General features: G+C 42.7%; 8 protein-coding genes. 5 read left to right on the forward strand and 3 right to left on the reverse strand.

Features of this window, described 5'->3' with window-relative positions; translation table 11 throughout:
• Positions 1 to 9 precede the first annotated feature (9 nt).
• Positions 10 to 3,462 carry a biopolymer transporter Tol gene (locus HUJ21_RS08320; RefSeq protein WP_291368685.1) on the reverse strand — a complete coding sequence of 1,151 codons (3,453 nt, stop codon included), beginning with the start codon at positions 3,460 to 3,462 and terminating at the stop codon, positions 10 to 12.
• Between the two features lie 31 nt (positions 3,463 to 3,493).
• On the reverse strand, positions 3,494 to 4,549 hold the full coding sequence (locus HUJ21_RS08325) for an FAD-dependent oxidoreductase (protein WP_291368687.1): 1,056 nt from the start codon (positions 4,547 to 4,549) through the stop codon (positions 3,494 to 3,496).
• Between the two features lie 56 nt (positions 4,550 to 4,605).
• Here HUJ21_RS08325 and HUJ21_RS08330 point away from each other — a divergent pair, with 56 nt between their 5' ends.
• Genes HUJ21_RS08330 through HUJ21_RS08350 form a run of 5 tightly spaced genes read left to right on the forward strand, consistent with a single transcriptional unit; the run spans position 4,606 to position 11,692 of the window.
• Complete coding sequence (locus HUJ21_RS08330; RefSeq protein ID WP_291368689.1) at positions 4,606 to 5,259, forward strand: MBL fold metallo-hydrolase; 654 nt, start codon at positions 4,606 to 4,608, stop codon at positions 5,257 to 5,259.
• On the forward strand, positions 5,256 to 5,960 hold the full coding sequence (gene pssA, locus HUJ21_RS08335; protein WP_291368691.1) for a CDP-diacylglycerol--serine O-phosphatidyltransferase: 705 nt from the start codon (positions 5,256 to 5,258) through the stop codon (positions 5,958 to 5,960). Before HUJ21_RS08330 ends, pssA begins: the two co-directional genes overlap by 4 nt.
• Positions 5,944 to 9,204, forward strand: coding sequence for a type IX secretion system sortase PorU (gene porU, locus HUJ21_RS08340; protein ID WP_291368693.1), 3,261 nt, complete (start codon positions 5,944 to 5,946; stop codon positions 9,202 to 9,204). The genes pssA and porU overlap by 17 nt, the downstream gene beginning before the upstream one ends.
• On the forward strand, positions 9,201 to 10,418 hold the full coding sequence (gene porV, locus HUJ21_RS08345) for a type IX secretion system outer membrane channel protein PorV (RefSeq protein ID WP_166143093.1): 1,218 nt from the start codon (positions 9,201 to 9,203) through the stop codon (positions 10,416 to 10,418). Before porU ends, porV begins: the two co-directional genes overlap by 4 nt.
• Positions 10,415 to 11,692 carry a pitrilysin family protein gene (locus tag HUJ21_RS08350; protein WP_291368696.1) on the forward strand — a complete coding sequence of 426 codons (1,278 nt, stop codon included), beginning with the start codon at positions 10,415 to 10,417 and terminating at the stop codon, positions 11,690 to 11,692. The genes porV and HUJ21_RS08350 overlap by 4 nt, the downstream gene beginning before the upstream one ends.
• Here the strand turns inward: HUJ21_RS08350 and HUJ21_RS08355 are convergent.
• Positions 11,689 to 12,648, reverse strand: a complete 960-nt coding sequence (locus HUJ21_RS08355; protein WP_291368698.1) for a glycosyltransferase — start codon at positions 12,646 to 12,648, stop codon at positions 11,689 to 11,691. The two genes, HUJ21_RS08350 and HUJ21_RS08355, sit on opposite strands and share 4 nt — an antisense overlap.
• Positions 12,649 to 12,660 lie beyond the last annotated feature (12 nt).

Raw genomic sequence — 12,660 nt, forward strand, 5'->3', positions numbered from 1 at the left:
ATTTTGTAATTAAAAATTATACCCCAAAGTTACATAAAATCTCGTCTTTTCTACCGAATAATTCCTGATAGGTCTGGCAGCATCCACCTTCACATAATAGTTGAGTAAAACCGTCCTTATGCCTGCTCCATAGCTCTGCAACCAAGGATTATTGAAATTATTCAAGGTAATCACAAAGGGAGAACCTTCTGTGTTGATGATTTCTGTATTCTGGTCGTTAACCCGCTCCCAGGGAGCGGAGTTGGTCCAGGAGGAACCGGTATCATAAAAACCTACCAATTGAAAGTTTCTGACGAAATTCGAGGTAATATTCCCTCTGGAAAGATAGGAAAACAAAGGAATTCTCAATTCTGCACTGAAAGTTATCACATTGTTTCCTCTTATTTCATCGTAATCAAAACCACGCAGGTCTACAAACTCCGCAAACAGCAAATTAGAGTTTTCCACCCAATTTTCATTACGGAGGGGCGATACTTCAGGACGGTTTGTAGGGGGTTGGTAAAACTGATTAAACAACCAGTTGTCCATACCGCCTACCAGGTATTTTTGCGGGTTATTGCCGAAGAAACTTCCTGCGAATAAACGGGTGGCAAAGGTGATGTTCTTATGGATTTTTTGATAATTTCTAATATCAAGGTATACATTGCTAAAAGAACGTTCGGAGAGGTTTAAACCCTGATAATGAACCATTCCTATTTTGCCTTTCAACCCTTGTTCCATATAAAGTCCAAGCTGTCTGGTTTTATCGACCACCAACTCGGCCCTGCCACCGGCGTAATTGATATCGAGCCGGCTTTGAGGACCATCTCCCCCTCTCAATATCGAATCAGGATTTAAATTAAAATACTGCGATTTGGCTACAAATGGTGATAAACTCACTCTGGTGTTTACCGATAAGGGGTAAGATACCCCTACTTCTGATTTGGTGAGGACATACTTCTGTTCAGTCAGGTTTCCCTCTCTCATGATCAAAGCCCTCCTATCAAATCTACCCCTGAAATCCAGTCGGTATTTCAGGTATTCATATTCAAAATGGATGTCACTCCCTGACCTAAAGTCCATGGCAGCCATGATACCCCCTCTTATGGAATGATTGTCCAGCAGGTCTGTCATTCTACCACTTAGATTAATCCCAAAACCCCGCAGCGGATCCACTACAAAAGAAGTGTTCAAACTAGTGGTTATAAATTGGGGAATATAATTTCTGGGCCCTTGTACCCTTTTGACCATATTCTGCTGCCTGAAAGCATCTAAAATATTACTTCTTCTTTCGGCAAGAGAAGTGTCTTCCTGCTCGGCCCTGGAAGACTCCTGCCCATACAAGGATGGTATCGTATCGAAAACATAATTATCGGTATCCAATCCCCCTTCCCTCTCAAACCGGAGTCTATCCACATTTATGGCTCCAGTCATAGGTGCCTCTGATTGGGGAATGGTATCCTGAAGCACCGGCTGCTGTGACTCCATAGGCTGCACTGCTGAAGTATCCGGCACCACATCTCCCAACATCAAGCTCTCCAAATTGATACCGGAAAGGCTTGTGTCCGCTTCTGTGACCTCCGGTATTAAATTCTCCTCACTGATGGAAGGAGCCACCGATATTTCTTCCGTTTCCCGATCTTCTGCATCAGGATCCTCTTCCTCTCCCCTTTGAATCCTGCGATTAGAAATCCGTTCATTAAGCATTTTGGCTTGCTTTAACTGAATTCTAGGGGTACTTGGAGTAAACTGGTCCATATTTGGAAAGGTTTCCAAGACCAGCATGCTTTGCCTGCCATCCCTTACGGAATAGGCCCATTTGTTGTTTTCAACATCATAGTCAAAAGATTCCAGACTTTTATTGAATGCAGAAACCTGACTGGAAATATTGCTTCCCAATCCCAACCTCATGATATTGGTTATTCCACTCTGCTCACTGAGGTGAAGAATGGTGGCATTATTCAACTTCTTAGGAAGCAAGTTGATGTGATTCAGATTGGTTAACCGCTTCTCCGAAATAGAATCTCCAAGATCCAATTGAAACAAATTGTAATAATCTGGAAGATTGTTCACATCTATTACCCCTGTCATCAAGCTATCCGGAAGTTCTGTTTTATTAGAAGAATAAATAATTGTTGAATCATTGAGGTAAATAGGCGTACGGTCATCGAAAACATCATTGGTAATTCTCCTACCCTGCCCCCTCATATTGAGCGTGTAAATATCAGTTTGCCCGTTATTGATTGCGGAAAGCACCATTGTTTGACCATTCGGTGCAAAATCAAGGTCTAAAATTTGCGTAATATTTCTCAGAAATATTTTATCCTGGCTGCTGCCATCAATTGCCCGCATCCTCAGGGTAGTTACCCCTCTTTTGAACGTGGCTATCACCAGGTTCAACGTATCACGCCAGGCGATGGCCGGACTGGAATAATCTGCTTCTTGCTCGGAAGAAGAATACCCTCCTTTGAAAATTACCCTCTCCCTGTTACTGTTTAATTCCCTGATTTTGACTTTGAATTTTCCTTCAGTATTTTGTATGTAGGCGAGATTTTTACCATCCGGGCTGAAGCTTAAACCCGATATGGCACCAAACCTGTTCTTAGGGGTTGTTACAATAACATTGCTTTCGTCCAGATCCTTGAAATTTTGAAATACATCCTGGTTTATATCGGTATAGAACTTTCTCCATTCATTGGTAAAATCCTTAAACCTCCTACCCAGTGTATTGGAAATGCTGTTTTCTTCATTTCTATTTATCCTGCTGAGGTTCAAAATACTAGAAATGTATCTTTTGCCATATTTTTCTACAATATAATTCCATATAGACTGCCCGACCAAACCTGCCTCTTCATTTTGCAATTTGAAAAGCTTGGGGTTTTCATTATCCCGTAGGTAGTGTCGGACAAAATCGTCCATTTCCCGGCTCCAACCCTTGGCAAGATAAAGGGCTGCACCATCAATAAACCAATCGGGAAAATTATTTACCAGATTGGCCTGAAAAGCATCCGAAATACTCGAACCATACAACATCTCCTCAATGATAATTTTGGAGGTATTGTAGAGTAACTCCTTTTTGAAAGATTCCCAAGAACCTGAATAGGCTACTTCTGCCAGCAGTTTGCTGAAAAAGGTTTGCCCATCTACTGTAAAATTATTTTCATTGAGGTTAAGGTTGCTCTGCAACAATTCCTGATTGGAATTGTAAATAAAAATTTTTGGCTTGGTGTAGGCCACATACCCGATAGACTGCGTTAAATTATCAAATTCGCCCTCCAAAAAATCAATCGCCCTTCGGGCATTGGTTTGTCCTCCGTCATAATAGTAAACCTCAAAATTGTTGGAGGTAAAATAATACCAATCCTTTTCTTTGTATTGAATCCTATTTTTACCAAATCTTTCTTGATCAAATTGGGCCAGGAGCGTTCCGCTACTGCCACAAAAGACCAATAACCAAATAAGTGCTAGATTTTTAAGTCTCATTTACCTGCCTAAGAAATTATTTTCCAATATCTTAAATATACTTAAAAAATCGATTTATGTTCACTTCTTTTTGAAGTTCCTCCCCCCGAACCAAAAATTCCACCATTTTTTTACTAAAATAAGGGGACAACGAAACACCTTTAGCTCCCAATCCCCCGAAGATGTAAACGTTTTCCTCTGATGGATGTTTTCCCAGCATGGGTTTTCTATCAATGGTCGCTGGTCTGATGCCAACCTGTTGATCGGTGACCTCTATTATTTTTGCTGAAATCAACTGTTCAAGTTTATCTAGAATTTCCTTTTTTCCTGAATCCGTTGGCATTAAGTCCACATTTTGGTTGTCGTAGGTAGCGCCAACCTTACCCAGCCCATTTCCCATGTCAATTCTAAATACCCCTCTGTTTATTATTTCCCGGGAATGAAATTCCTGCCTCACAGTAAGAATTTCTCCTTTGACAGGGGTAAATGGCAGCCAATTGAAAAAGTTGGAATCCTTTGCCTGTATACCATTTGTAAAAACCAGGTTTTTTGCTTCTAATTGCCCGTAATGCCATGTCCCTTCAGAACTTTTATTTAAATGTCCGGCTAAAAACCGTACTTCTGTCAACATGCCTTGCTTCTTTACCCATGCCCGATAAGCTTTAAGCAGGCTTTTGATGTCCACATAACCGGATTTTTTTAACAAAAGTCCACCCAAATCATCCCTCACACCTGGAAATTGAGGGCCGGTGATCACTTTTTTTATAAAACCTGTAAATTGTTCATCAGCACTTTTGGCCAACCATTCATTTTGCTCTTCAAAAGAAATAAAGGGCCGGTAAATCCCAATGGGATACAAAAATTTTTGCTTTAAGAAACCCTCCATCTCCTTATAAAACGGTTCGATCTCATCAAACAATATATCCGCCAGCCAGGTTTTCACCAATTTTCTACCTGTGACAGGATTGTACAATCCTGCTGCAACCTTGCTGCTGCTGGAGGGATTACCATCATCGATAAGATGAACCTTGTATCCGGCCTCAAGAAGTCGGTAAGAGAGTATCGTACCAGCGAGACCCTGTCCAATAAGTAAAAAATCCACTTTCATGCCTGAAATTAAATCATTCTTTGTTATTTTGAACCTCTAACTGCTATCTATTTACCATGCTACAAATTAAATCCTTTACATTCAACCCTTTCGCAGAAAACACGTATGTGCTCTATGATGAAACCGGGGAAGCCCTGATCATTGATCCGGGATGCTATGAGAAGCAGGAAAAAGGCGAATTGTTTGATTTCATCGCATCCAATGGGCTTGAACCTGTGAAGTTAGTGAACACCCATTGCCATATTGATCACGTTCTTGGCAATGCTTTTATAAAAAACACCTACGATATTCCCCTTTGGTACCACAAAGAAGAAGAAGTAATCCTGAGAGCAGTTGGCAGTTACGCTCCCAACTATGGATTCGCCCAGTATCAGGACAGCAAAGCGGATCATTACATCAAAGAAGGCGAATGGATCAAATTCGGAAACAACAAGTTGCTTTGTATCTGGGTACCCGGACATTCTCCCGGGCACCTGGTATTTTACGATGAGCATACCAAAAGCTGTATTGGTGGTGATGCATTGTTTAAAGGAAGTATCGGCAGAACAGACCTCCCCGGCGGCCACCATGAGACCTTGATTCAAGCCATTAAAACAAAACTTTTTGTACTGCCTGATGAAGTTACCGTTTATCCTGGCCACGGTCCGGAAACGAGCATCGGGGAAGAAAAGAAAACCAATCCTTTTGTAGGGGAAAATATAACGCATTGAACATAAAAAAACATATCCCCAATACCCTCACCTGTTTGAATTTATTGTCAGGCATGTTGGGGATTCTGTATGTAGTACAAAATGGACCTTACTATGGTTTCTATTTTATCTTAGCAGCAGCTGTTTTGGATTTTTTTGATGGTTTTGCAGCACGATGGCTAAAGGTACAAAGTGATATAGGCAAACAACTGGATTCTTTGGCAGACCTGGTCACCTTTGGCGTATTGCCTGCATTTATTGCCTTTTTTTTAATCCAGTCCGGGCAAGCCCACCCATTTCTTCCATACATCGCCTTCTTTATTGGCATCCAATCTGCGATCAGGCTCGCCAAGTTCAATATTGATGAGAGGCAGGAAGATCGATTTATCGGGTTGCCAACCCCTGCCAATGCCTTGTTCTTTTCTACCCTGCCTATATTGGCCGAAAATTCAACATTTCTGAGCAATTATTTGTTAAACCCCTGGTGGTTATCAACCATTACCCTTATATTTTCGTTACTACTGACGGCAGAAATTCCATTATTGGCTTTAAAATTCAAGGATTTTAGTTGGAAAAAAAACCTATTCCGCTACCTGCTATTGTTGATTTCAGCCGTCAGCCTCATTTTCTGGGGCTGGGCAGGTATACCCATAGCGGTTTTGTCCTATATCCTGCTATCGTTGATAAGTAACAGATTCGAAAAGAATGTGGGAGAAACATGAGTTTGTGCGAATAACCTTTTTGACCGGTTTACTCTTTTTGCTGAACGGTCCAATCCTTATATCACAGCAATTTTTCAAATTCCCTGTCACCAAAGAAGGCGTATACCATATCAGCCAGGAACAAGCCACAAATTGGGGGCTGGGGTCCCTGGAACAGATCAGCATTTACGGGATACCGGGAATGCTTCCTCAAATAGTAGATAGCAGCTCACTTGAACTTAAGGAGATCCCACAAAAACGAATGGGCAATAGCCTCTACTTTTTTTTAAGCCAGGCAGATCAAATCCTAATAGATGGTAAATCGGCAGTGTTCGAACCCCATCATTATACGGATACCCTGCATTATTTAATTGGAACGGGAAATGCCCCTGAAAACCTTGTCAAGCCGGCTTCCCCCGAAACGTTTTCTGCGCAGGAGCCGGACACCAATCAGCCCTTGTATCGCTATGAGCATTTCAAAATTGAAGAAGACAATATTCTTACTTCCGGCAGGGCCTGGTATGGATTCCGTACCTTTACCAATGGCAGTAAAACCATTACCTTTCCCAAACCAGTTCAAAGACCAGATGAAAACCTTTCGGTTGTAGCACAGGTGATGGCCCAGTCCTTTGGCGAAAGCCTTTTTAGATTTACCTTAAACGGAGAAGAAGTAGGGGAAATCAATATACCCTCCATACCCAATAGCAGGTATGCTATCAAAGGAAGGGAGGCTGTTTTTGAAACCCAAACTCCTTTTCCGGAAAGTGGAGATCAGCTTAACTTCAGGTTTACTTATTCTTCCACCAATCCAAATGGCGCAGGATTTCTGAAAAACATATTAATCGGTTTCCCTTACCTGGGTCCGGATTGGCAGGAAGGAGTATATTATAATATTTCCGAAAATGTTTATTCAGTCAATAGTACTTCGTTGCATTTTTGGGACATAAGTGATTTTTATAATGTAACGGAGCTTAAGGCTACACCTACCTTGCAAACCCAGGCCAGCAAATTGGTGGCTTTTGACCCGGAAAATACGGCTGAAATACCTCAGCCAAAATCAGTGAAAAACCGCTCTCAGCTTATATCCGGATACCCTTCCTTGATCATTATCAGCGCTGAAGAACTTTGGGCTCCGGCCCAAAGACTTACAGCTTTCAAAAACGACATTGGAATGCCCTCATCCCTTGTCGCCCTACAGGACATTTACGATACCTTTGGCTATGGCAACCCGGACATTAGCAGTATCCGAAACTTTTTGGCCCAACAATGGCAGGAGGGGAAAAAGCTTCAAAATGTTTTATTTTTTGGTAAAGGAAGTTTTGACTATAAAAAAAAATTAGGAGGCCGGCCCAACCTGGTTCCTACCTACAGTTCAAGAAACAGCCTGAATCCACTAACCACTTATGGTTCTGATGATTATTTCGGATTTTTAACACCCGGAAAGGGTGAATGGGAAGAAACCGATGCCGGAGACCACCTCCTGGATATTGGAGTGGGTAGAATTCCGGCTATTAATGCCCGTGAAGCTGGCATTGCCGTAAATAAAATCATTCATTATCAAACCGGAAATCCGGGTCAGTGGAAAAGAAAGCTGCTTTTTATTGCAGATGATGGGGACAACCATATCCACCTGAATGATGCAGAAAACCACACCGCCTATCTGAACGGGCAGCACCCTGAATTCGAACTTAGAAAATTGTATCTGGACAGCTTTGATCAGCAAAAGGATGGTGACATCCAAACTGCACCAATGGCCAAAGCGGCATTTGCCAGGGAACTGGAGGAAGGCCTGCTGATGGTCAATTATACCGGTCACGGCAATGAACTTACCTGGGCGGCGGAGAATGTATTCAGCGTCAGTGATATAGCAGACTGGCCGGAGACCGGCCATTTTCCCATTTTTGTCACAGCCACCTGCGAATTTGGAAGGCATGACAGTCCATTCCTGCGTTCAGGGGCAGAAGAACTTTTGTTGGCTTCCAATAAAGGGGCCATTGCCGTTTTAACTACAGGCCGCCCCGTATTCAGCAGTGTGAATTATTCCCTGAACAAAGCCTTTGTTGAGGCTGTATTCAGTGAAAATGGTAAGCTGACACTGGGGGAAATTTTCAAGAAAACCAAAAACAACAGTCTGAATGGTCCTTTAAACAGGAATTTCTCCCTGTTGGGGGATCCTTCCATAATGGCAGATCTCCCTGACCTGACTGCCAAGACCACCTCACTAATTTCCCTTACATCCGGGATTGAAACAGATACCCTGGCAGGTTTGCAAAAATTGATATATTCTGGGGCGGTCCGGGACCCGGTATCAACCGCCAAAATCAATCAATTTAATGGGGAATTTGAAATCAGGGTTGAAAGTTATCCCCGAAGCAGGGAAACCCTTGGTGACGAAGGGCCATCTACTTCGTACCTGGAATACAACCAAATTTTGTTCAGGGGACAGGGGCAAGTGAAAAACGGGCAGCTGGAGGGAGAATTGATACTGGGTAAATTGGACACCAACACTGTAGTCCCTGGAAAAATTAAATTATATGCCCTGGATAAAGAAGGGGAAAAAGAAGCTTTTGGAGGAATGGAAATCTTGCTGGGGCCGGATAAGTCAGGCATTCCTCCAGAGAATGAAGGGCCAGCCATTGAAATCGTTTTTTACGACAGCCTGGAGAATCCCTCCTCTATTTCTTCCAGGCAAAGCCCCATCTGGGTGTATTTGCGGGACCCATCCGGTATACAGGTAGGTCATCCCGAAGGCATCAGCCTTCAACTCAATGATGCAACACCTGTATCCCTTATCGCGAATTATACTGCCCTTTCAGGCAGTTTTCAGGAGGGATACATCAAATTCCTGATCAGCGACTTACAGGAGGGAGAAAACTCACTGATCGTTACTGCCAGAGATCTTCTCGGAAATGAGAGCAACCTCAGAAAAAATATTGAAGTAAAGGGAAGTCAAAGGATGCAAATGGAGGAGGTGGTAGGCTACCCAAATCCTGCTACCGATCAGGTTGATTTTAAAATCACACATAATCGACCCGGAGAAAATTTAATTTTGAATTTGAAGGTGTTTTCTTTATCCGGAAGTGAAATATTTTCATTGCAACGGCGTTTCCCAAAAGCTGAACGGTCCATAATGGACATTCAATGGATATTTTTACAAAGCAAAACCAAATATCCGGCAAAAGGAACTTATCTTTACGAAATTAATCTTCAATCTGAAGAAGACGGTGCTTCAGAAAGAAAGTGGGGCAAAATTATTATTCAATGAAAGTAAACACAAAAATTCTTCCATCTTTAACTTTTTTATTGGCTTTCACTGTTTTTCAAATAGAAAGTCATGCACAAATCTCCATACCTCAGCTTTCGGGACAAGACCAAAACAGAAGGGTGATCATTACCGCGGTACCGTTTCTTAATTTTGCTCCCGACAGCCGCCATTCTGCTATGGGTGATGCTGGGGTGGCCACCTCTCCGGATGTCAATTCGGCTCACTGGAATGCCGGAAAGCTGGCATTTATTGAGGATGACATGGGCTTTTCCTTATCTTATTCACCATGGTTGGGGCGCCTTGTTCCGGACATGTCCCTAAATTACCTTACCGGATACAAAAGGATTGACAATGTTTCCGCTTTTGGTATCGACCTGAGGTATTTTAATATGGGTGATATACAGTTAACGGATTCAAGGGGTAATCCTCTGGGTGATTTTAGTCCAAGAGATATTGCCATAGGAGGCACCTACTCCAGAAAACTCTCAGACAACTTATCTCTGGGCATCAGTGCCAGGTTTATTCATTCAAACCTTTCCGGAAACCTGAGTTCAGCCGGGGGAAATGAAAGCAGACCGGGAGTAAGTGTAGGCACAGACGTAGGTATTTACCACAGTTCGGAAATTATTCTTTCCGATAAGGAAGTGGACTTTTCCTGGGGCATTAACCTTTCCAATATCGGTCCCAAAATCACCTATAACAGTGCGGAAGACCTGGATTATCTTCCCACAAACCTAAGAATTGGATCGGCCCTTAGCATACCAATGGATGAAATGAATACCATTACCTTTGCCCTGGACCTCAATAAAATGATGGTCCCTACACCACCCGTATATGAGGTGGATGAAAACGGCCAATTGGTTTTGGACCCCAATACCAATCAACCCAATATTGAAGCTGGAAAAGATCCCTCCAGGCCCCTGTTAAGTGGGATGTTTGGTTCCTTTTTTGATGCTCCTGACGGGTTCAGCGAAGAAATGAGGGAATTGATGATAGCATTTGGCACCGAATATTCCTACGATGATAAATTTGCTGTAAGAGCGGGGTATTTTTATGAAAATCCCAATAAAGGCGGCAGGAGATATTTTACCATGGGTGTTGGGTTTAAATTTAACCGATTGGGATTCGATTTCTCCTATCTGGTGCCACAAGTTCAAAATCACCCCCTGGCAGAAACTTTAAGATTTACGCTATTGTACAACCTGGAAAGATGAAGGTAAACCGAAGCCAGGCACCAGGTTACCAGATTCCTGACCAAATCACCCTGACACCACCCGAATACAGGACCCTGTCCAATGGTATTCCCGTATACTTCATGCCTTCTCCAAATATTTTGGCCGTCAAAATAGAAGTCATCTTCCCTGTACAATATACAGAAGCGGTCCTTAACAAACCATTGCTTCCCTTTTTTATGCTTCACATGATCCTGGAAGGCACCAAAGACCTAAAATCTGATGCCCTGGATGATTTTTTTGATTTTCATGGTTCCGAAGCAGAGGTAGTTTCCGGATATGAAAGGCAAGGGCTTAGCTTGCTTACTACCCAAAAACACCTGACAGCAGTATTACCGGTCTTCAGAACTTTGTTTACAGCGGCAACTTTTCCTGAAAAATCCCTGGTCAAAAAGAAATCACAAAAAAAATTGAGCATAGGGATTCAAAAGGAACAGACTTCTGCCCGCGCCAACCAATTGATCAGGTCTGGTCTCTTCGGTAAAGACCATCCTTTTGGCCATCAGGCAACCGAAAATGATGTGGATGCCATAAACAGAGAAGATCTGATTGACTATTACAAAAACGGTTTTTTATCCAGTCCTCAATTGTTTGTTACCGGAAATCTGTCTGATATGGAACTGCAGGCCGTAGCAGAATCCTTTGATAACCTGCCACTAATCGCAGAAAAAATGGATTTTTTCCCTATTTCCCCAGTTACCCAATCAAGGCAGATAGAGCACAAACCGGAAGCCCTGCAATCCAGCATCAGAATAGGAAAATGGATGGTGCCATTGTCTCATCCGGATTATTTGGCACTCTCGGTATTCAACACCCTTCTGGGAGGGTATTTTGGAAGCCGCCTGATCAAGAACATCAGGGAGGAAAAGGGCTATACCTATGGGATAAACAGCTTTCTGGGAAGTCTTAATGGATCCAACTATTGGATGGTAGCGGCAGATGTGAAAGGGGGATATGGGGAAGAGGTAATTCAAGAGGTCTATAAGGAAATCCAACGCCTCAAACAGGAACCTGTACCGGAAGAGGAAATAGAAATTATCCGAAATTATCTTGCAGGAAACCTGTTGGCCAATTTCAGCAGTCCCTTTGACTTGATGAGTCATTTTCAGCAGGTCCATTTTCAAGGGCTTGATTTTTCTTTTTATACCCGGCAATTGGACTTTATAAGAAAATTTGAGGAAAAAGACCTGGTGGAGAAAGCTGATAAATATTTTGGCCTGGAGGGAATGCAGGAAGTAATCACAGGAATGGTTTAACCCAATCTGTTTTTTTTGATCCACCAGGTATATATCCCTGACACATCCAGTCTGCTCACATACCACAACCTGAAAAAAAAGTAGCGGAGACCTGCTTGGGATAACTTCCTGTAAAGAGATAAAAATTTCCCCGCCACTTTAAAATTGGCAGAGGCAAGCGAGTGCTTGACCTCATGCAGCAACCTGAATTTCAGGGCTTCTCTTTCATTTCCATTGGCTACCATATCATAAATTTTTTCACAAACCCTGAGGGTAGAGGGTAAAAGTGCGGAATGCCTTGCCTGATACTGCCGGGTAGACAAGGAGCCAGGCAATTCCCTTTTGTACACCCCAATAAAATCCCCATAGACAAACGGGTATTTCCGGGACATCCTGACCAGGATATCAAAATCTTCATAGGAGAGCTTTTCGTCATAGCCCCCTTCATTCAAAAAGGAGTTGGTCTCCATAACCAGTGTTACTGAGCTGATTACATATTTTCGGACCACCGAAGCAAAAACATCTCCAGTTGGAATTTTGCCTGCATGCTGAAAGGGATAGAAAGGCTTATGGGAGCCATCGGGGTATTCCAGCAAGGCATTGCAAAAATACACCTTTGCTTTTGCCTTTAACAGCTGCTCCAGTGCCTGAAACAAATGCTCAGGATGTAGGTAATCATCTGCCGCCAAATCTACCAGGTAATCCCCTTTGATGGATGCAAGGGCTGCATTAAAGGCCTGGCAGTAATTGACCGGACTCTCATAAAACCGGTGATGGATTGCAATTCGGTTTTCATGCTGTTGTATCCAGGTCGAAATCAGTTTTCGGGACTCATCGTTACTGCCGTTGTCAATGATAAAAATTTCCACCTTTTTATAGGACTGGTCCAAAACACTGTTCAGGGTCTGAATCACATAAGCCCCCTGATTGTGACAGGTGCAAATTACGGAGACCAATGGATCATGCTTCCTTTCCATTTTCTAAATCTG

The sequence above is a fragment of the Cyclobacterium sp. genome (assembly GCF_014762705.1).
Classification (GTDB): domain Bacteria; phylum Bacteroidota; class Bacteroidia; order Cytophagales; family Cyclobacteriaceae; genus Cyclobacterium.